Consider the following 20,368-nt stretch of genomic DNA (forward strand, 5'->3'; position numbering starts at 1 on the left):
TCGTTCTACCTCAGCTTCAGGGTGGCAAGGCCGATCAGCACCAGAATCACGGTGATGATCCAGAAACGGACAATCACGCGCGGCTCGGGCCAGCCTTTGAGTTCAAAGTGGTGGTGAATCGGTGCCATGCGGAACACACGGCGACCGGTCAACTTGAAGGACGCGACCTGGATGACGACTGAAAGGGTTTCCATCACGAATACACCGCCCATGATGAACAGGACGATTTCCTGACGAACGATCACGGCAATGGTGCCCAGTGCGGCGCCGAGTGCCAGGGCACCGACGTCGCCCATGAAAACTTGCGCCGGGTACGTGTTGAACCAGAGAAAGCCCAGGCCTGCACCAATCAACGCGCCGCAGAACACAATCAGCTCACCCGCGCCCGGTACATAAGGGATCAGCAGGTATTCAGCGAATTTCACGTTACCCGACAGGTAGCAGAAGATACCCAGCGCACCGCCAACCATCACCGTCGGCAGGATCGCCAGACCGTCGAGACCATCCGTCAGGTTGACTGCGTTGCTCGATCCGACGATGACGAAATAGGTCAGCACCATGAAGCCGGCACCGAGCGGGATGCTGGCATCCTTGAGCATCGGCAGGATCAGGGTGGTTTCTACCGCGGACGGCGCAGTTGCATAAAGGAAAATCGCGGCGCCAAGGCCGAACACTGACTGCCAGAAGTATTTCCAGCGGCTAGGCAGCCCCTTGGAGTTCTTCTCGATCACTTTGCGGTAATCGTCGACCCAACCAATGCCACCGAACAGCAACGTGACGATCAACACGACCCAGACATAACGGTTGCTCAGATCAGCCCACAGCAGGGTGCTGACGGTAATCGCCGAGAGGATCAACGCGCCGCCCATGGTCGGGGTGCCCGACTTGGAGAGGTGAGACTGCGGACCGTCATTACGTACCGATTGGCCGATCTGGCGATTCTGCAGGGTGCGAATCATCCATGGACCCAGGCACAGCGAGAGCGACAACGCAGTGAGCACGCCGAGAATCCCGCGCAGGGTCAGGTATTGAAAGACCGCGAAGCCTTTGTAGAACTGTTGCAGATATTCCGCCAGCAGCAGCAGCATTAGTGTTTCTCCCGGCTAGAACCACACAAAGCCGCGACGATGTTTTCCATCGCAGCGCTGCGCGAACCCTTGATCAAAATAGTGGTATTAGTGTCCTGCTCGGCGCCAAGCGCCGCGATCAGGTCGGTCTGGTTGGTGAAGTGGCGAGCGTGCTGGCCAAAAGCGTTCACGGCATAGGTCATAAAAGGCCCCACCGCATATAACGCCGACACCTTGCCCGCAGCGTATGCGCCGACCTGACGATGGCCTTCTTCCGCCCACTCGCCCAACTCGCCAATATCCCCGAGCACCAGAACGGTGCGCCCAGAAAAGCCGGCGAGTATATCAACGGCAGCGCACATTGAGGTGGGGTTAGCGTTATACGTGTCGTCGATTACGCGAATACCATTAGTGGCCAATTGCGCAACCGCACGACCTTTGACTGGCTGTACCGCATTCACCCCTGCAACGATGCCTTCCAGCGAAACACCCAACGCATGCGCCGCCGCAGCCGCCGCCAGGGCATTGGTGACGTTGTGCGTGCCCAGCAGATTGAGCTGGACAGACGCCGCGCCGGACGGACCGTGCAATGTGAAACTCGGGCACCCGCGAACATCGCGGGTCAGATCACGCGAGTAGAAGTCAGCAGCGTCATCGCTCAAGGCAAAGCTCACGACCTGGCGTCCATTCGCCCGTGCTTGCCAGATGGCGAAGGCCTTGTCATCACGATTGAGTACCGCGATACCGGTTGCGTCGAGGCCATCGATAATTTCACCCTTGGCCTGGACAATTTTTTCCGGGCCGCCGAACTCACCCACGTGGGCAGTTCCGGCATTGGTGATCAGTGCGACATGGGGTTTGGCCAGGCTGACGGTGTAGGCAATTTCGCCGACACGTGAAGCGCCCAGCTCGATCACTGCTGCCGTGTGTTCAGGCGCCAGCTCGAGCAGGGTCAGCGGAACCCCCAGGTCGTTGTTCAAATTACCGCGCGTGGCCAGTACCGGCCCGCGCGTGCGCAAGATGCTCGCGAGGATTTCCTTGACCGTGGTTTTACCGCTGGAGCCGGTGATCGCGGCAAGCGGCTTGTCGAACGCATTACGGTTCAGGGCACCGAGCTGCGCCAGCGCCTGACGGGTATCTTCGACCACCAGTTGCGGCAGAACGGAGCCTGCAACCTCACGCTCGACCAACGCACCGACCGCGCCTTTGCTCGCGACGTCATCAAGATAATCATGGCCGTCGAAACGTGGACCGGTCAGCGCTATAAACAGCTGGCCCGGAACAATGGCGCGGCTGTCGATGCTGACACCGGTAAAGCTGCAATCTGCATTGACCTGACGGCCAGCAAGTGGCCCGATCAGTTGACTGAACGTCAGCGGCTTAAGCATGTGCCACCTCCCATGCAGTCAACGCTTTGCCGGCTTCTTCCAGATCGGAGAACGCATGGCGCTCGCCCTCGATTTCCTGGTAGTCCTCATGACCTTTGCCTGCCAGCACGATCACGTCCGCCGCGCTGGCACTGGCAATCAATTGGGCAATGGCCTGACCGCGACCGGCAACAAAGCTGACTTTATCGACGGCAACAAACCCTTGGCGGATGTCATCGAAAATCTGCGCAGGCACTTCTGTCCGTGGATTGTCATCGGTGACCACGACCGTATCCGCCAGCCGTTCAACCACTTCAGCCATCAACGGACGCTTGCCGCGATCTCGATCCCCGCCACAACCGAACAGGCACATCAGCCGGCCCCTGGCGTGCGGGCGCAGTGCTTCGAGGACTTTTTCCAGCGCGTCGGGGGTGTGTGCGTAATCGACCACGACCAACGGCTGGGTGCCGCCGCCCAAGCGCTGCATGCGACCGACCGGACCTTCCAGTTTCGGCAGCACGCTTAAAATTTCATCCAGCGCGTAGTCCAGGCCCATCAGCGCGCCGACCGCAGCCAGCACGTTGCTCAGATTGAAACGACCCAGCAAGCTACTTTGCAGATTGTGCTCGCCTTGCGCTGTGACCAGCATGGCGCGTACGCCATCGTCATCGAAGTGCGCATCACGGCAGTACAGGTCTGCGCGAGGATCATCAAGGCTGTAGCTGATCAGCCGCGATTCGTGTTTTTCTTTGACCAGTTGCCGACCGAAATCGTCATCCAGATTGATCACCCGGCAATGCAGATTTGGCCAGGCAAACAATTTCGCCTTGGCGGCTGCGTAGGCTTCCATCGTGCCGTGGTAGTCCAGATGATCACGGGACAGGTTGGTCAGCACCGCGACGTCGAACGCCAATGCAGTCGCACGTCCCTGATCCAGACCGTGGGAAGACACTTCCATCGCCACCGCACGCGCGCCGGCTTTCTTCAAATCGGCCAGCATCGCTTGCACGGCTATCGGATCAGGCGTGGTATGACGGCCGCTTTGCAGCGCGCCGTAAAACCCTGTGCCCAGGGTGCCAACAATCCCACAATGCTGCCCAAGCTGATCCAGCGCTTGCGCGACCAACTGGGTGACACTGGTTTTACCGTTGGTGCCAGTGACGCCCACCAGATTCAGACTGCGGCTCGGGTCACCATAAAAGCGCCCGGCGATGTCGGACAGTTGTGCCGCCAAGCCCTTGACCGGAATCAACGGCGCATCAGTGATGGGCAAAACGGTTGCGCCTTCAACTTCATAAGCAACTGCCGCGGCGCCCCGCTTGAGTGCATCGGCGATATGCGCACGACCATCGAGCTTGCCGCCCGGCACCGCCAGAAACAGATCGCCAGCCCGCACATTACGGCTGTCGAGGGTCAACTCGCGGATCAACAGATCGCGCTCGGCATGGGCAAAAATCTTGTTCAGGCTAACAGGCATTAACCACGCCCTCCTTTAACAACAGGCGCAGCATTGACTTGTTCCTGCGTGGGAATAGGGGCCAGGTTATCCGGGGTGACGTTCATCAGTCGCAACGTGCCGGACATGACCTTGCTAAATACTGGCGCCGACACCAGACCACCGTAGTAGCCCGCTTTGCCAGGTTCGTCGATGACCACGACTACCGCGTACCGCGGGTTGCTCATAGGACCAAAGCCTGCGAACAAAGAGCGATAGGAGTTTTCGGCGTAACCCTTGGTGCCCACCGCTGTTTTACGTGCGGTACCGCTTTTGCCGGCCACATGGTAGGACGGCACCCGGGCGCGGAATACACCACGCGGGTCTTCGATCACTTGCTGCAACATGCCTTGTACGGTTTTTGCGGTGGCCTCCGGAATCGCCTGGGTAGCCTCCGGTGGCGTATCGGTTTTCAGGATGGTCAGCGGCACGATACGGCCATTGTTGGCCAGCGCGGAATAGGCGTGCACCAGTTGCAACGCGGTGACCGACAGACCGTAGCCGTAGGACAAGGTCGCGGTTTCTGCTTTGCGCCACTCACGGTAGTTGGGCAAATTGCCAACGCGCTCGCCCGGGAAACCCAGGCCAGTGTATTGGCCCAGCCCGACTCGTTGCATCGCACGGAAAATCGCTTCGCCGCCGACGTCGAAAGCCACCTTGCTCATACCGACGTTACTGGAGTTGATCAGGATCCCGGTCAAATCGAGGATCGGGCCCTCGGTCTTGGTAACGTCACGAATGGTGTATTTGCCGATCTGCAGCGTGCCTGGGTAAACCTCGACTTTGTCGGTAGGTTTCCAGCGGCCACTGTCCAGAGCGGCGGTCATGGAGATCGGCTTCATGGTCGAGCCGGGCTCGAACACGTCGATGATGGCGCGGTTACGCATCGCCGCCGGCACCATGGTGCGACGGTTGTTGGGGTTGTAGGTCGGCGAGTTGACCATGGCCAATACTTCGCCAGTCTTCACATCCATGATCACCAGGCTGCCAGCTTTGGCGTCGTTTTCCTGAATGGCGTTGCGCAACTCGCGAGTGGCCAGGTATTGCAGGCGCAGATCAATAGACAAAGCCAAGGTCTTCCCGGCCTTGGCGTTTTTTGTAACCTGGACATCCTTGATAAGTCGTCCGCGCCGATCCTTGATGACCTGTCGCTTACCCGGGACACCGGCAAGCCAGTCGTCGTACGCCAGTTCGACCCCTTCACGACCGTGGTCGTCCAGGTCGGTGAAGCCGACCATGTGCGCAGTGACATCGCCCGCCGGGTAGAAACGCCGGAACTCTTCAATGCCATAGACGCCAGGGACTTTCAGGTCGAGCACGACTTGACCCTGCTCCGGCGTCAGGCCGCGAACCAGGTAGATGAATTCTTTACCGGCCTGAGCCTCAAGACGGTCGCCGAGCAGTTTTGCGTCCTGGCCCAGAGCGGCGGCAAGCGCAGGCCATTTTTCTTTGGCCAGTTGCATTTCTTTCGGGTTGGCCCACAGCGTCGTCACGGGCGTACTGACCGCCAACGGCTCGCCGTTGCGGTCGGTGATCAAGCCACGGTGAGCCGGGATAGGGATGTGCCGTACGCTGCGAGCATCGCCCTGACCTTTCAGGAAGTCATGGTCAATCACCTGCAGATCGATGATGCGCCAGCAGATCGCGCCCACCATGATCCCAAGCAGCCCCACCACCACGCGAAAGCGCCAAGGATAGAGGGCGCCCTCGAGCTTCATCATGGCGCCACCATCCGCACTTCAGCAGCGCTGGGGATACGCATTTTCAGCTGTTCGCTGGCCAGCGTTTCAATCCGGCTGTGGGCGGTCCAGGTGCTTTGCTCGAGAATCAGGCGCCCCCACTCTGCCTGCGCTTTGTCGCGCACGCTCAGCTCGGAGTACAGGGAGTTAAGTAACTGCCGGTTCCAGTGCGCGCTGTAAGCCACGCCGATCGCCGAAACGAGCACGGCAACGAACAGCAGCAACATAATGAAACTGCCGCCAGGCAGAGGCTTGAGGAAAAGCCGGCTCACCGGAGCTTCTCCGCCACACGCATGACAGCGCTACGCGAACGTGGATTGGCTTTGGTTTCAGTCTCGGAGGCGAATTGCGCCTTGCCCAGGATTTTGATTTTTGGATCAAACGCCTGAAAACGAATCGGCAGGTCGCGGGGCATTTTGTCGGCTTCGCCCTTGGCGAGCTTGCGCATGAACAGTTTGACGATGCGATCTTCCAGCGAGTGGAAGCTGATCACAACCAGACGGCCACCGATTTCCAGCGCTTCGAGTGCAGCCTCAAGCCCGGCTTCAAGATCGCCCAGCTCGTTGTTGACGTGGATACGCAATCCCTGGAACGCACGGGTCGCTGGATTCTTGCCTTTTTCCCATGCAGGGTTGGCAACCTTGAGCACTTCAGCCAGATCGCCCGTGCGTTCGAAGCGCTGGGTCTCACGGCGTTGAACCACGGCATTTGCCATGCGCTTGGCAAAGCGCTCTTCGCCGTATTCCTTGAACACACGGGCGATTTCTTCTGCTGATGCAGTGGCGATAAAATCGGCAGCGCTGATGCCACGACTCGGGTCCATGCGCATGTCCAGCGGACCGTCGTTCATGAAGCTGAAACCGCGTTCAGGGTCGTCCAGCTGCGGAGAGGACACGCCAAGGTCGAGCAAAACGCCGCTGACCTTGCCCGCAAGACCGCGACTTTCGAGTTCAGAACCCAGCTCGGCAAAGCTGCGCTGCACAATGACAAAGCGGCCGTCTTCGGCCGCCAGCGCTTGCCCGGTGGCAATTGCCTGGGGGTCTTTATCGAATCCCAGCAAGCGACCGCCCGGACCCAGGTGCTGCAATATCAAACGGCTGTGTCCGCCACGCCCAAACGTGCCATCCAGGTAGCAGCCATCGGCACGCACCGCGAGAGCCTCTACAGCTTCATCAAGCAGTACGGTGATGTGGGTAAAGCCGCTATTCATAGTCACAAGATCAAATCACGCAGTTCATCAGGCATAGCGCCCGGTTGTTGAATGGCCGCCAGATCCGCTTCAGCAAGAGCGTTCCAGGCGTCCTCGTCCCACAGTTGAAACTTATTAAGCTGGCCAACTAACATCACGCGCTTATCCAACTTGGCATAATCGCGAAGGCGCGGCGGGACCAGAAAACGGCCGCTACCATCGAGCTCTAAATCAACCGCATTCCCGATCAATAACCGTTGCAAGCGACGGTTCTCTTCACGAAATGTCGGCAAATCACGCAATTTGGCTTCAATCAATTCCCATTCGGACAATGGGTACAAACATAAGCAGGGGCTGGCAGCATCAATTGTCACGATCAACTGCCCGGCGCTAAGCGAATCCAGCTCGTCGCGGTACCGGCTCGGCATAGCGAGACGGCCCTTTGCATCGAGATTGATTGCATTAGCACCACGAAACACAACCGCGATCTCCGAATATTAACTTTTTACGGCGAAAAAACCCACTTCATGCCACTTCTCGCCACTTGTGCACACTATAGGAATGCGCCCACCACACCGTCAAGGCGCGGTCCTAAGGAAAACCCTTACAGATCGGAGATTTAGGAGGGGAAAAACAGGTGAAGGAACAATTTCTCAATTGTTTTGACGAATAAACCTGAATTGACTCAAAGCACTGTGGCTCGAAGTTAAAGTGATTTATCAAGAGTAAGATTTTTTTGATATTACAAAAGCGCTTCTGCTACGAAAAAGCAGAGAGGGGGAAAAGGTGGAGAGTCGATCTGTAAGCCGGGTTCTGTCGAGGACAGTCATTCCTCTACGACGGCCATCACTGGACGCCTTTAGCAACCTACCCGGTTCCAGCGCGGGCCACGCCTTGGAACCCTATTTGGTCTTGCTCCGAGTGGGGTTTACCTTGCCACGAACTGTTGCCAGACGTGCGGTGCGCTCTTACCGCACCTTTTCACCCTTACCGGCACCGAAGTGCTTAGGCGGTTATTTTCTGTGGCACTTTCCGTAGGCTCGCGCCTCCCAGGCGTTACCTGGCACTCTGCCCTATGGAGCCCGGACTTTCCTCCCCCCCCTATTGCGGAACAATAGAAGGCAGCGACTGTCCAATCGACTCTCCGCCGCCAAGGTTAGCGGCACGGACGCTCAAGAACAAGCTTTAATAAGTTCCGCGCATTTTGACTGTCAGGCCAAGAAGGATCTTTTATGCATCTTTTTGTTTCTCCAGCGCTACCTGGTAAAGCAAATTCTTGCGCACCCCGGTGATTTCCGCCGCCAAGGCCGCCGCGCGTTTGAGAGGCATCTCCTCCAGCAGCAAATCCAGGATACGCCGAGCTTCGGTACCGATGACGTCCTCATCTTCGGGCAAGGTCCAGCCTGCCACCAGCACCACGCATTCACCGCGCTGCTGATTACTGTCCCCTTCGACGAACGCACGAAGCTCCGCCAAGGGTAGACCTTTGAGGGTTTCGAAGGTTTTAGTCAGCTCGCGCGCCAACAACGCCGGACGCTCAGGGCCGAACACCAGTTCCAGGTCTTGCAGGCACTCAAGGATGCGGTGTGGCGCCTCATAGAAGATCAAGGTGCGCGGCTCTTCTTTCAGCAGTTCAAGTCGCGCCCGCCGCCCTACCGCTTTGGCTGGCAAGAAGCCTTCGAAAATAAACCGGTCCGAGGGCAAGCCGGCCGCTGACAAGGCCGCGATCAGCGCACATGCACCTGGCACTGGAACCACCGCGATGCCAGCGGCACGCGCCTGTCGCACCAGGTGATAACCGGGATCAGAGATAAGCGGCGTCCCGGCATCAGAGATCAGTGCGATGTCATCGCCCGCGAGCAGCCGTGTAATGAATCGACTCCCCTCCTCCCGCTCGTTGTGCTCGTGACAGGCAGCCAAGGGCGTGGAAATACCGAAATGCTGCATCAGACGTAACGAGTGGCGAGTATCTTCAGCGGCAATCAGCGCAACCTCTCGCAACACTTTTAATGCGCGCACGCTCATGTCATCCAGGTTACCGATAGGCGTGGCCACGACATAAAGCGAGCCAGCAGCGGAATTCAAAGCACCTGGAGCAGTCAAAGCGCACACCTCTTGTGTTGGTGAAAAAAACGCATTGTACAGATTACGGCATGAGCCAATGGGTAGCCGGCCAAGGTCAGCACTTAAAAAAGAATGAAAAAAGCGTTTGCTTTCGTTGCAACAGAGGATGAACAGCATGAAAAAAGGCTGGATTCATCCTTATTTCCCGGCCCAACGACCAATATGACCGCTTTAACGCCACTAACATCGCGCCCCGGCCAGTGCTTGGGTACAATTCCCCGCTAATTTGCTCGAGTATCAGGAACACTTACATGATCGCTTGCCTGCGGCTGTTCTCTGCCCTCTTTCTTGCTGCCCTGTTGGCAGCTTGCGCCAGCTCGCCCTCGTCAAGTCTTGGCGAGCTTCCACGCACTCCGGACGCCAGCATCGAGCAATTGCTCGAACAAGCCGCTGCCGCCAAGTCGCCCGATAAAGCTGCACTGCTGAGACTCAGTGCAGCCGATCAGGCCAATCGGCAAAATGACCCAGGTCGCGCCGCGCGGATTCTCGAGCAGGTGCCTCTTGATCAGCTCAAGCCTGCGCAACAGGTGTATGCCAGCACGCTATCCGCTGAACTGGCGCTGGGCCGCAACCAGCCCAAGGCCGCGCTGACAGCCCTGAGCCACCCTAGCCTGCAACGACTGGGTGAGCTGCCGGTCGAGCAGCAGATACGCACCGGGCTGGTCCAGGCACGCGCCCTGGAAGCTGACGGGCAGATCATGCCTGCTGCCAGCGAGCGAGTATTTATTGCGCCATTGCTCAAGGGCGCTCAAGCCAGCGCTAACCATGAAGCAATCTGGGCACTGGTTGCCGGCTTGCCCGCCGAGCAACTGCAAAGCACCAGCAACAATGACCTGAGTGGCTGGCTGAGCCTGGCCCGCGCAGTCAAAGGCGGCGGCACCCTGGAGCAACAACAGGCGGCCATCGATGCCTGGAAAGCGCAAAACCCACAACACCCGGCCGCCCTGCAACTGCCAGCCCCACTGGCCCAACTCAAGGCGCTGACCAGCGAACCACTGACCAAAATCGCCCTGCTGCTGCCGCAAGACGGCCCGCTCGCGTCTGTTGCCCGCGCATTGCGCGAAGGCTTTATGGCGGCGCACTACCAGGCGCAGCAAGCAGGCCAAAAGCCGCCAGCCATCGAAGTGTTCGACAGCTCCCACCTGACCTCTCTCGATGACTTCTACCGCCAGGCCAAAGCATCAGGCGTGCAACTGGTCATCGGTCCACTGGAAAAGCCGCTGGTCAAACAACTGAGCAGCCGCCCGCAATTGCCTATCACCACACTGGCACTGAACTACAGCGACGCAGGCCGGGACGGACCACCACAACTGTTCCAGTTCGGCCTCGCTGCTGAAGACGAAGCCCGCGAAGTCGCACGTCGCGCCTGGGCCGATGGCAAGCGCAGTGCCGCAGCCATGGTCCCTAAAGGCGAATGGGGCGACCGCGTCCTGGATGCCTTCCGCCAGAGCTGGCAAGCGGCCGGCGGCACGTTTATCGTTGCTGAACATGTCGACCAGCCTGTCGCCCTGGCCCAGCAAATCGCTGACATGTTCCAGCTCCGGAACAGCGAAGCTCGCGCCAAGAGCCTGCAAAGCACCGTCGGCACACAAGTAGCGGCACAACCGACACGTCGCCAGGACATCGACTTCATCTTCCTCGCAGTAACGCCTCAGCAAGCGCAGCAGATCAAGCCCACGCTGGTGTTCCAGTACGCAGGCGATGTTCCGGTGTACGCGACTTCACACCTGTTCACCAACAGCGGCGACCAGGCGCAGTATCTGGACCTGGAAGGCATTCGCTTCTGTGAAACGCCGTGGCTGCTCAACACCAACGATCCACTGCGCCAGCAAGTAACCGTGCAATGGCCACAAGCGGCAGGCAGCCTTGGCCGACTGTACGCCATGGGGATCGACGCTTATCGTCTGGCACCGCGCCTGGCACAGCTCAAAACCCTGCCAGACAGCCGCATCGACGGCCTGACCGGCAGCCTGAGCATGGGTTCGGGTCAACGTGTCGAGCGTCAATTGCCATGGGCCCAGTTTGTCGGCGGCAAGGTTCAGCATCTGCCGGACACTCCGCGTTAATGCCGAGCACCCCTCGGCAACAAGCAGGGCGCGAGGCTGAAGCCTACGCCCTGCAACATTTGCAACAACAGGGCCTGCGCCTGATTACGCAGAACTGGTTATGTAAACGAGGCGAGCTCGATCTGGTCATGCTCGACGGCGATACAGTAGTATTCGTCGAGGTTCGCTATCGACGTCACGCAGGCTGGGGCGGAGCGCTGGAAAGCGTCGATGTCCGCAAGCGTGGAAAGCTCATACTCGCCGCACAGTTTTTTCTCCAAAAAGAGTCGCACTGGGCAGATTCCCCATGCCGTTTCGATGTGGTGGCCATTAATGGCGACCCCGGCAGCGCACCTCCGCTGGACTGGGTGAAGAACGCATTTGATAGCTGATTCAAAGCGCCCGACTGACCCTTTGGACGGCGCGTTTCAAGCCCTGACGTATAGAAAGCCCACACACCGATTTCGCTCTTTGCTTTGCAGGCTGCACTTTCTTGTGCCTGGAGCAGCCGCCCTACTTAAGGTCACCCGATGGACATGCAATCCCGAGTTCGCCAGCTTTTCCAGGCCAGCATCGATACCAAGCAGCAGGCGATGGAAGTGCTTGCCCCCTACATTGAGCAAGCCAGCCAGGTCATGGTGAATGCCCTGCTCAACGAGGGCAAAATGCTTTCCTGTGGCAATGGCGGCTCGGCCGGTGACGCACAGCACTTCTCCTCGGAGCTGCTCAATCGCTTCGAGCGTGAGCGCCCAAGCCTGCCCGCGATTGCGCTGACCACCGACAGCTCGACCATCACCTCCATCGCCAACGACTACAGCTATAACGAAATCTTCTCCAAACAGATCCGCGCACTGGGTCAACCGGGCGATGTCCTGCTGGCGATTTCCACCAGCGGCAACTCGGCGAACATTATTCAAGCCATCCAGGCCGCACATGATCGCGAAATGATTGTCGTAGCATTGACGGGTCGCGACGGTGGCGACATGGCCTCGTTGCTACTGCCCGAGGACGTGGAGATACGTGTCCCGGCCAAAGTCACCGCACGGATTCAAGAAGTCCATCTGCTGACGATCCATTGCCTATGCGATTTGATCGACAGCCAACTGTTCGGGAGTGAAGAATGACCCCTAATCGCCTTAGCCTACTGGCTTTGACACTGTGCCTCAGCATCAGCGGATGCAGCTCGGTCCTGACCGCAACCCGCGACAAGCCCATCGAGGATGATCGTGGTACCCGGACTTTCGGTAGCAAGATCGATGACTCCCTGATCGAAACCAAGGTCGCGGTCAACGTTGCCAAGGCCAACCCCGATCTCGACGAAGGCTCGCATATCGTCGTGAGCAGCTTTAACGGCATCGTATTGCTCGCGGGCCAGACACCACGCGCCGACCTGAAAGCCCTCGCAGAGCAAGCCGCCAGCTCCGTGCAACGCGTCAAGAAGGTCAACAACGAACTTCAAGTCATCGCACCCTCCTCGCTGCTGGCGCGCAACAACGACGCCTGGCTGACCACCAAGATCAAGACGCAAATGCTGACTGACAACACCATTCCAGGCTCGCGCATCAAAGTCGTGACGGAAAATGGCATCGTCTACCTGCTGGGTCTGGTGACTCAACAGGAAGCCACCCGCGCAACCAACCTGGTGCAGGGCGTGTCGGGCGTGCAGAAAATCGTCAAGCTGTTTGAGTACATTGATTAACAGCAACACGCCGGTTTTGTCTTAACGACAAAAACCGCGAATCAAAAAAGGCGATCCTTGGGGATCGCCTTTTTTTTGACTCTTTGCTTCAGGTTACTTGACCACTTTCAGACTGGGCCTGCCGGTAGGTCGCGGTGGTTCGCTACCCGGTGGCGGACTGTCATCATCCGGCTCGATCACGTCATCCTCTTCCAGAGGAGGCTCCAGATCGAAAACCATACCCTGGCCATTCTCACGAGCATAAATGCCCAGGATCGCGGCTATAGGGACGTACAACGTATGCGGCACGCCACCGAAGCGGCCTTCGAAGCTGACGGCGTCGTTATCCATGTGCAGATGACGCACAGCACTGGGCGACACATTCAAAACAATCTGACCGTCATTGGCAAAGCCCTGAGGGACCTGTACCGACGGGTACTCCGCATTGACCAGCATGTGCGGGGTGCAATCGTTATCGACAATCCACTCATACAAACCGCGAATCAAATAAGGGCGACTGGAGTTCATCAACGGCTCCTTAAGCCTTAGCGCATATCGCGTTCAGCACCGGACAGACTTGTCTGGAAAGCTTCACGCGCAAATTGGCGCTCCATGTAATCAAGCAGCGGCTTGGCTGGCCGCGGCAATTCTATACCCAGGATCGGGAGACGCCAGAGTATGGGCAATAGACAACAGTCGACCAGACTTTGATCTTCACTGAGGAAAAAAGGTTTATCAGCGAACAGCGGAGAAACGCCGGTAAGGCTTTCACGCAGCTCTTTACGCGCCTGAACACGAGCTGGCTCTTTGCTGCGCGAATCCAGAATCAAATCCACCAGACCACACCAATCACGCTGAATGCGATGAATCAGCAGACGGCTATTGGCACGCGCGACCGGATAGACCGGCAGCAGAGGTGGATGCGGGTAACGCTCATCCAGATATTCCATTATCACTGTCGACTCGTACAGCGCCAGGTCACGATCGACCAGTGTTGGCACGCTGCCGTACGGATTCACCTCGATCAGCTTTGGCGGATGACGACCCGCCACTACATCAATGATCTCAGCGCTGACACCTTTCTCTGCGAGCACAATGCGCACGCGGTGGGAATAGTGGTCGGCGGGGTCGGAGTAACAGGCCAACCGATTGGTCACGCCCATGGCGGTCCTCCTCGCTTGTTAAAGTTTTCAGAAGCAGAAAAACGAGCGCGCCCAAAGGGCGCCTCCGATATCGACCGCGCAGAAACAGGTGGCCGTTGAAAGCGACCCGGCGGCTCATCCATCAAACATGAATGACCCAACCTGACCGCCTTCGCCCTACCTGCCCCACGCTCGTTATCTTTAAAGAGACGCCCTAGGGCGCGCATCGTTAACAGCAGGGATTACAACTTGATCAATGGACATCTTTCCAGTATTCGCGCTTCAGCAGGTAAGCGAATACGAAGAAGAACGCCAGGTAGAGCAATACATACGTACCGATGCGCTGATGTTCCAGCTTCACCGGGTTTGCCGAGTAGGCCAGGAAGGTCACGAGATTCTTGACCTTCTCATCGAACTGCTCTTCGTTCAGCGCACCGGTTTTCGGCAACACGGTCAGTTGATCGCACGCTTCATGAGTCAGCGGAGTACCGGTCAACGGATCATATTGCTTCTTGCCGCCCTCAACCACTTGCACTTGCTTGCAACCGATCACCTGACGACCTTGCAGGCCGACCAGAACATTTGGCATGCCGACGTTCGGGAAAATCGTGTTGTTCACGCCCCAAGGACGCGTCGGATCTTCGTAGAACGAACGCAAGTAGCTGTAGAGCCAGTCAGTACCACGAACACGGGCCACCAGGGTCAGATCGGGCGGTGCCGCGCCGAACCAGGCTTTCGCGTCAGAAGGCTGCATGCCGATACTCATGTGGTCGCCAATTTTGGCGCCGGTGAATATCAGTTTTTCCTGCATCAGATCGTGAGGGATGCCCAAATCGTCCGCAACGCGTTCATAGCGCTGGAACTTGGCACTGTGACAGCCCATGCAGTAGTTGGCGAAGGTACGCGCCCCATCCTGCATCGCGGCCTTGTCAGACACGTCGATATCGACCTTCTCCAGCTCAGGACCCTCTGCGTTTGCAAAGGACAAGGTAGGCAGAAGCGCAAACATCAATACAGCAAATAGCTTTTTCATCAGCCAGTCACCCTTTCTGGAACCGGTTTGGTCTTCTCGAGCCGGGTATAGAACGGCATCAGAATGAAGTAGGCGAAGTACAGGAATGTACAGACCTGCGACAAGATCGTGCGCTCAGGGGTTGGCGGCAGAACGCCCAACACACCCAGAATCACGAAGGCCACGCAGAACACTACCAACCAGCCCTTGCTCAGCCAGCCTTTGTAGCGCATGGACTTGACCGGACTACGGTCGAGCCATGGCAACACGAACAGCACGGCAATCGCAGCACCCATGGCGATAACGCCCATGAGCTTGTCCGGAATCGCACGCAGGATCGCGTAGAACGGCGTGAAGTACCAAACAGGAGCAATGTGCAATGGAGTCTTGAAGGCGTTCGCCACTTCGAAGTTAGGCTTCTCGAGGAAGTAGCCACCCATCTCAGGGAAGAAGAACACGATCGAGCAGAAGATGAACAGGAACACCACCACGCCGACGATATCTTTCACGGTGTAGTACGGGTGGAAGGCAATGCCGTCCAGCGGTATACCGTTTTCGTCTTTGTGCTTCTTGATGTCGACGCCATCAGGGTTGTTCGAACCGACTTCATGCAGCGCCAGAACGTGCAACACCACCAGACCCAGAATGACGATCGGCAACGCGACCACATGGAGGGCAAAGAAGCGGTTCAGGGTAATCCCGGAAATCAGGTAGTCACCACGAATCCATTGCGTCAGGTCGCCGCCAATCACCGGGATCGCACCGAACAGCGAGATGATCACCTGTGCGCCCCAGTAGGACATCTGGCCCCAAGGCAGCAGGTAACCCATGAAGGCTTCAGCCATCAGCGCCAGGTAGATCAGCATCCCGAAGACCCATACCAACTCGCGTGGCTTCTGGTAGGAACCGTAGAGCAAGCCACGGAACATATGCAGATAAACCACGATAAAGAAGGCAGAAGCCCCGGTGGAGTGGAGCAGGCGCAGGATCGAGCCGTATTCCACGTCACGCATGATGTATTCGACAGAAGCAAACGCCTCTTCAGCCGACGGCGTGTAACTCATGGTCAGCCAGACACCCGTAACGATCTGATTGACCAGCACCAGCAAAGCCAGCGAGCCGAAGAAGTAGAAGAAGTTGAAGTTTTTTGGTGCGTAATATTTGCTGAGATGGTCTTCCCACATTTTTGTGGCGGGAAAGCGCGCATCAACCCAGTCCATGAACTTGCTCATCACGCTTTCTCCGGATCGACGCCAATGACAATAACATTGTCCGACTCATAGGAATGCGGCGGCACTGGCAAATTCAAAGGGGCTGGTTGCGATTTGTAGACGCGGCCTGCCAGATCGTAGTGAGAGCCGTGGCATGGACAGAAGTATCCGCCCACCCAGTCTTTACCCAGATCAACGGGTGCGACTTCAGGACGAAACGTCGGAGAACAGCCTAAGTGGGTGCAAATTCCGACCAACAGAAGGATCTCTGGCTTGATCGAACGTGTCTCTGGGTCGACGTAGGTCGGTTGTATTGAGTTCTTGGAGTTCGGATCGGAGAGTTGCCCTTCGATCTTCTTCAGGTTTCCCAATATTTCCTCGGTACGACGAACGATGAACACCGGCTGACCTCGCCACTCAGCAATCATCTGCTGACCTGCTTCGATCTTGCTGACATTCACCTTTACCGGTGCACCTGCGGCTTTCGCCTTGGCACTGGGAAACCATGACCCCACGAACGGGACCGCAGCCCCCACCGCTCCTGCAGCACCCACGACGGACGTGGCTGCTACGAGGAAGCGACGCCGGCCTGCATTCACGCCGTCATTGCTCATTCCGTTCCTCTCCCATCAGCTCTGTGACCTGTTAAACCAGGCATCTACTAAGTAAAAATCTGAACTGTGTAAAAATTTTGCCGAATGGTAATGAAAAGCCCCTTAGTTGACAAGGTAATTACCATCCTGAAACGGCTTGAAGCCTTATAACACGCGGCGCCCGCTGATGTGGCAAGTTGTCACACCTAAAATGAACGCCCATAAAAAACGCCCAGCTCCGAAAGGAAACTGGGCGCTTTTGAACGAAGCAGCGAATTAACGCTTCGAGTACTGCGGACGCTTACGCGCTTTACGCAGGCCAACTTTCTTACGTTCAACTTCACGAGCATCGCGAGTTACGAAGCCTGCTTTGCGCAGAGCGCCGCGCAGGGTTTCGTCGTACTGCATCAGAGCGCGAGTGATACCGTGGCGGATTGCGCCAGCTTGACCACTTACACCGCCACCGATAACGGTGACGTAGATGTCGAACTTCTCGGTCATCTCGGTCAGTTCCAACGGCTGACGAACTACCATACGGGCAGTTTCGCGACCGAAGAACCCGTCGAGGGTACGGTTGTTGATGGAGATGTTACCGGTACCTGGACGCAGGAAAACGCGAGCGGTTGCGGTCTTGCGACGGCCAGTGCCGTAATTTTGAGTCGCCGACATAATGAACTATTCCGTTAAAACTTCAGTTCTTGGGGCTGCTGAGCAGTATGAGGGTGTGCAGTGCCCGCATAGACTTTCAGCTTACGATACATGTCGCGACCCAGCGGGTTTTTAGGCAGCATGCCTTTAACCGCGGTCTCGATCACGCGCTCAGGAGCTTTGGCGATCAGCTTTTCAAAGTTGATCGACTTGATCCCGCCCGGAAAACCGGAGTGTGAGTAGTAGATCTTGTCGGTGGCTTTAGCACCGGTAACGCGGATTTGCTCAGCGTTGATAACGACGATGTAATCGCCAGTATCGACGTGCGGAGTGTATTCCGGTTTGTGCTTGCCACGCAGACGGCTCGCGATCTCGGTCGCCAGACGACCCAGAGTCTGACCAGCAGCGTCGACGACGAACCAGTCGCGCTGAACTGTTTCCGGTTTAGCAGTAAAAGTCTTCATTCTTTAATAGCCTCAGGGGCCGCCCTGATAAATTAGACGGCGGATCTTACTGAATAGTGCGTACTTTGACAAGGTCAAAGGCAGCCGGAAACAGACGCTGTCGGGGGCTCGGGTCGGCGCGTCCGTAATACGGCAAGATTCTTCGGCAGACGGCGCATCACTTCCACTGCAAAGAGCTGCGGAATTATGCAGATTGCGAAAAAAATTTCAACCTGCTTTTATGATTCCCCTCAATTAAAGGAGAAAAATATGGATTACCGCCGACTCGGCCGAACCGACCTGAACGTCAGCGCCCTGTGCCTGGGCACCATGACCTGGGGCGAGCAGAACAGCGAGCCAGAGGCCTTTGAGCAGATCGAGAGAGCCAAGGCTGCCGGGATCAACTTCATTGATACGGCGGAAATGTACCCCGTACCGCCCAAAGCCGACACCTACGCTACCACTGAGCGGTTCATCGGTAATTATTTCAAAACCCGAGGCGATCGAGCCGACTGGATTCTGGCCAGCAAGATCGCCGGGCCTGGCAACACCATTGATTACATCCGTGACGGCAGCCTCAAACACAATCGCGAGCACATCGTTGCCGCCGTGGATGCCAGCCTCAAGCGCCTGCAGACTGACTACATCGACCTGTACCAGCTGCACTGGCCCGAGCGCAGCACCAACTTCTTTGGCCAGTTGGGCTACACGCACAAGGAAGGCGAGTTCACACCCCTGGAAGACACCCTCGAAGCACTCGACGCGCAGGTCAAGGCTGGCAAAATCCGCCACATAGGCCTGTCCAACGAAACGCCGTGGGGCACGATGAAATTTCTGGAGTTGGCGCAAAGCCGCGGCTGGCCGCGTGCAGTGTCGATCCAGAACCCTTACAACCTGCTCAATCGGACGTTCGAGATCGGCCTTGCAGAGGTCGCCATTCGCGAGCAATGCGGCCTGCTGGCTTACTCACCACTGGCGTTCGGCGTGCTGTCAGGAAAGTACGAAAACGGCGCACGACCACCCAAAGGCCGCCTGAGCCTTTACAGCCGCTTCAGCCGCTACTTCAACCCGCAATCGGAAGCCGCCTGCAGCCGTTACGTCGCGTTGGCGCGTGAGCACGGCCTGGACCCGGCGCAAATGGCCCTGGCTTTCGTCACTCGCCAGCCGTTCGTCACCAGCAACATCATCGGCGCGACCACCCTCGAACAACTGGACAGCAACATCGCCAGTTTCGAGCTGAATCTTTCCGACGAAGTGCTGGCGGGCATCGAAGCGATTCACAAGGACCACCCAAACCCGGCGCCGTAGTACGGCGCCAACCTGCGTTACAACGCCCGGGCGATGATCTCTTTCATGATTTCGTTGGTCCCGGCGTAAATTCGCTGTACCCGAGCATCTGCCCAGGCCCGGGCAATCGGGTATTCCCACATGAAGCCGTAGCCGCCATGCAGTTGCACGCACTCGTCGAGCACCTTGCATTGCAGGTCCGTGCACCAATATTTCGCCATCGCGGCCGTCGGCACGTCCAGCTTGCCTTGCAAATGAAGCTCCAGGCAACGATCAACGAATACGCGGCCGATCTGCACTTCGGTCGCGATTTCGGCGAGTTTGAAGCGGGTGTTCTGGAACTCGGCAATCGCCTTGCCGAACGCTTTACGCTCACGGGTGTACGCCAACGTCCACGCCAACGCCGCCTCAGCCGATGCCAAGGCCCCTATAGCGACGGTGAGGCGCTCCTGCGGCAATTCCTGCATCAAGTACGCGAACCCCATGCCTGCCTGCCCCAAGAGGTTCTCCTTGGGCACACGCACGTCCTGGAAGAACAGTTCAGACGTGTCTTGCGCCTTCATCCCGACCTTTTCCAGACGCTTACCCTTGGCGAAGCCCGGTGTATCGGCTTCAACCAGGAACAAACTGGTGCCTTTGGCGCCCGCCTTGGGGTCGGTTTTCGCCACCACAATGACCAAATCGGCCAGAAATCCGTTGGTGATAAACGTTTTCGAGCCGTTGATCACATACTCGTCACCGTCCAGCACGGCGGTTGTTTTCACCCCTTGCAGGTCCGAGCCTGCGCCCGGCTCGGTCATCGCAATCGCGGTCACCATCTCGCCCGACACCAGTTTAGGCAGGTACTTGAGCTTCAACGCTTCGCTGCCGTAATGCAGGATGTACGGCGCAACGATGTCCGAGTGCAGGGAAAAACCAATGCCGGTCAAACCCAACCGACCGACCTCCTCGATCACCACGGTGCTGTAAAGGAAGTCAGCCGCCATGCCGCCATATTCCTCGGGCAGGTGCGAGCACAGCATCCCCTGCTCCCCCGCCTTGTTCCAGAGCGCACGGTCGATGTAGCCCTGTTTTTCCCATTGAGCATGAAAAGGCACGGCCTCCTGTTCGAGAAATTTACGCACGCTGCTACGGAAAAGTTCGTGCTCGGAGCTGAACAGGGTTCTAGGGATCATGCGGCACCTGCGAAAGTGGGTAAGCCCGGATTGGCATGCAGAGCCTAAGCCGATGACCTGCGCGAGGACACTGGACACATCCGCCAAAAAATAAGACGATCCAGCCGTTGTTTGACCACTTTCCCATATAAGAACAAAAGAATTATGTCTACC

General features: G+C 57.6%; 21 protein-coding genes and 1 other RNA gene. 5 read left to right on the forward strand and 17 right to left on the reverse strand.

Annotated features, from left to right (window positions below; all coding sequences use genetic code 11):
- Nucleotides 1-5 precede the first annotated feature (5 nt).
- The 9 genes from mraY to rsmI all read right to left on the reverse strand — a co-directional run bounded on the left by mraY (nt 6) and on the right by rsmI (nt 8,960).
- Nucleotides 6-1,088: a phospho-N-acetylmuramoyl-pentapeptide-transferase gene (mraY, locus tag K0F75_RS12965; protein WP_219062258.1), complete on the reverse strand. Its 1,083-nt coding sequence runs from the start codon at nt 1,086-1,088 to the stop codon at nt 6-8.
- The gene (gene murF, locus K0F75_RS12970) at nt 1,088-2,455 is read right to left on the reverse strand and encodes a UDP-N-acetylmuramoyl-tripeptide--D-alanyl-D-alanine ligase (RefSeq protein ID WP_219062259.1); all 1,368 of its coding nucleotides are present in this window, start codon (nt 2,453-2,455) and stop codon (nt 1,088-1,090) included. Before murF ends, mraY begins: the two co-directional genes overlap by 1 nt.
- Nucleotides 2,448-3,911, reverse strand: a complete 1,464-nt coding sequence (locus K0F75_RS12975) for a UDP-N-acetylmuramoyl-L-alanyl-D-glutamate--2,6-diaminopimelate ligase (protein ID WP_219062260.1) — start codon at nt 3,909-3,911, stop codon at nt 2,448-2,450. Before K0F75_RS12975 ends, murF begins: the two co-directional genes overlap by 8 nt.
- Nucleotides 3,911-5,647 carry a penicillin-binding protein 2 gene (locus K0F75_RS12980; protein ID WP_219062359.1) on the reverse strand — a complete coding sequence of 579 codons (1,737 nt, stop codon included), beginning with the start codon at nt 5,645-5,647 and terminating at the stop codon, nt 3,911-3,913. Before K0F75_RS12980 ends, K0F75_RS12975 begins: the two co-directional genes overlap by 1 nt.
- Nucleotides 5,647-5,940, reverse strand: a complete 294-nt coding sequence (gene ftsL, locus K0F75_RS12985) for a cell division protein FtsL (protein ID WP_219062261.1) — start codon at nt 5,938-5,940, stop codon at nt 5,647-5,649. Before ftsL ends, K0F75_RS12980 begins: the two co-directional genes overlap by 1 nt.
- Entirely contained in the window at nt 5,937-6,878 is a 942-nt protein-coding gene (gene rsmH, locus K0F75_RS12990) for a 16S rRNA (cytosine(1402)-N(4))-methyltransferase RsmH (protein ID WP_219062360.1), read from the reverse strand. Before rsmH ends, ftsL begins: the two co-directional genes overlap by 4 nt.
- Before the next feature lie 2 nt (nt 6,879-6,880).
- The gene (mraZ, locus tag K0F75_RS12995) at nt 6,881-7,336 is read right to left on the reverse strand and encodes a division/cell wall cluster transcriptional repressor MraZ (RefSeq protein ID WP_219062262.1); all 456 of its coding nucleotides are present in this window, start codon (nt 7,334-7,336) and stop codon (nt 6,881-6,883) included.
- A 307-nt stretch (nt 7,337-7,643) separates the two neighbouring features.
- Nucleotides 7,644-8,001: RNase P RNA component class A (gene rnpB / locus K0F75_RS13000), an RNA gene on the reverse strand.
- Nucleotides 8,002-8,087: 86 nt separating this feature from the next.
- Nucleotides 8,088-8,960 carry a 16S rRNA (cytidine(1402)-2'-O)-methyltransferase gene (gene rsmI / locus K0F75_RS13005; RefSeq protein ID WP_219062263.1) on the reverse strand — a complete coding sequence of 291 codons (873 nt, stop codon included), beginning with the start codon at nt 8,958-8,960 and terminating at the stop codon, nt 8,088-8,090.
- A 272-nt stretch (nt 8,961-9,232) separates the two neighbouring features.
- Here rsmI and K0F75_RS13010 point away from each other — a divergent pair, with 272 nt between their 5' ends.
- The 4 genes from K0F75_RS13010 (at nt 9,233) to K0F75_RS13025 (ending at nt 12,725) form a co-directional block, all read left to right on the forward strand.
- Nucleotides 9,233-11,047, forward strand: a complete 1,815-nt coding sequence (locus K0F75_RS13010; protein WP_219062264.1) for a penicillin-binding protein activator — start codon at nt 9,233-9,235, stop codon at nt 11,045-11,047.
- Nucleotides 11,047-11,418 carry a YraN family protein gene (locus K0F75_RS13015; protein ID WP_219062265.1) on the forward strand — a complete coding sequence of 124 codons (372 nt, stop codon included), beginning with the start codon at nt 11,047-11,049 and terminating at the stop codon, nt 11,416-11,418. The genes K0F75_RS13010 and K0F75_RS13015 overlap by 1 nt, the downstream gene beginning before the upstream one ends.
- A 138-nt stretch (nt 11,419-11,556) precedes the next feature.
- On the forward strand, nt 11,557-12,150 hold the full coding sequence (locus K0F75_RS13020; RefSeq protein WP_219062266.1) for a phosphoheptose isomerase: 594 nt from the start codon (nt 11,557-11,559) through the stop codon (nt 12,148-12,150).
- The gene (locus K0F75_RS13025; RefSeq protein WP_219062267.1) at nt 12,147-12,725 is read left to right on the forward strand and encodes a BON domain-containing protein; all 579 of its coding nucleotides are present in this window, start codon (nt 12,147-12,149) and stop codon (nt 12,723-12,725) included. The genes K0F75_RS13020 and K0F75_RS13025 overlap by 4 nt, the downstream gene beginning before the upstream one ends.
- 93 nt (nt 12,726-12,818) lie before the next feature.
- Here the strand turns inward: K0F75_RS13025 and K0F75_RS13030 are convergent, their stop codons facing one another.
- From K0F75_RS13030 to rplM, 7 genes are all read right to left on the reverse strand, one after another.
- Entirely contained in the window at nt 12,819-13,232 is a 414-nt protein-coding gene (locus K0F75_RS13030) for a ClpXP protease specificity-enhancing factor (RefSeq protein ID WP_219062268.1), read from the reverse strand.
- A gap of 17 nt (nt 13,233-13,249) precedes the next feature.
- Complete coding sequence (locus tag K0F75_RS13035) at nt 13,250-13,867, reverse strand: glutathione S-transferase N-terminal domain-containing protein (RefSeq protein WP_219062269.1); 618 nt, start codon at nt 13,865-13,867, stop codon at nt 13,250-13,252.
- A gap of 232 nt (nt 13,868-14,099) precedes the next feature.
- On the reverse strand, nt 14,100-14,879 hold the full coding sequence (locus K0F75_RS13040) for a cytochrome c1 (RefSeq protein ID WP_219062270.1): 780 nt from the start codon (nt 14,877-14,879) through the stop codon (nt 14,100-14,102).
- The gene (locus tag K0F75_RS13045) at nt 14,879-16,090 is read right to left on the reverse strand and encodes a cytochrome bc complex cytochrome b subunit (RefSeq protein ID WP_219062271.1); all 1,212 of its coding nucleotides are present in this window, start codon (nt 16,088-16,090) and stop codon (nt 14,879-14,881) included. The genes K0F75_RS13040 and K0F75_RS13045 overlap by 1 nt, the downstream gene beginning before the upstream one ends.
- Nucleotides 16,090-16,683, reverse strand: a complete 594-nt coding sequence (gene petA, locus K0F75_RS13050; protein WP_219062272.1) for a ubiquinol-cytochrome c reductase iron-sulfur subunit — start codon at nt 16,681-16,683, stop codon at nt 16,090-16,092. Before petA ends, K0F75_RS13045 begins: the two co-directional genes overlap by 1 nt.
- Before the next feature lie 255 nt (nt 16,684-16,938).
- Complete coding sequence (rpsI, locus tag K0F75_RS13055; RefSeq protein WP_219062273.1) at nt 16,939-17,331, reverse strand: 30S ribosomal protein S9; 393 nt, start codon at nt 17,329-17,331, stop codon at nt 16,939-16,941.
- Nucleotides 17,332-17,345: 14 nt separating this feature from the next.
- Nucleotides 17,346-17,774 carry a 50S ribosomal protein L13 gene (rplM, locus tag K0F75_RS13060; RefSeq protein WP_219062274.1) on the reverse strand — a complete coding sequence of 143 codons (429 nt, stop codon included), beginning with the start codon at nt 17,772-17,774 and terminating at the stop codon, nt 17,346-17,348.
- A 249-nt stretch (nt 17,775-18,023) separates the two neighbouring features.
- Between rplM and K0F75_RS13065 the strand changes: the two genes are divergently transcribed.
- Entirely contained in the window at nt 18,024-19,061 is a 1,038-nt protein-coding gene (locus K0F75_RS13065; protein WP_219062275.1) for an NADP(H)-dependent aldo-keto reductase, read from the forward strand.
- Nucleotides 19,062-19,078: 17 nt separating this feature from the next.
- Here the strand turns inward: K0F75_RS13065 and K0F75_RS13070 are convergent, their stop codons facing one another.
- Nucleotides 19,079-20,215: an acyl-CoA dehydrogenase family protein gene (locus tag K0F75_RS13070; RefSeq protein ID WP_219062276.1), complete on the reverse strand. Its 1,137-nt coding sequence runs from the start codon at nt 20,213-20,215 to the stop codon at nt 19,079-19,081.
- Between the last annotated feature and the right edge of the window lie 153 nt (nt 20,216-20,368).

Source organism: Pseudomonas sp. UMAB-08, from assembly GCF_900095225.1.
GTDB lineage: Bacteria > Pseudomonadota > Gammaproteobacteria > Pseudomonadales > Pseudomonadaceae > Aquipseudomonas.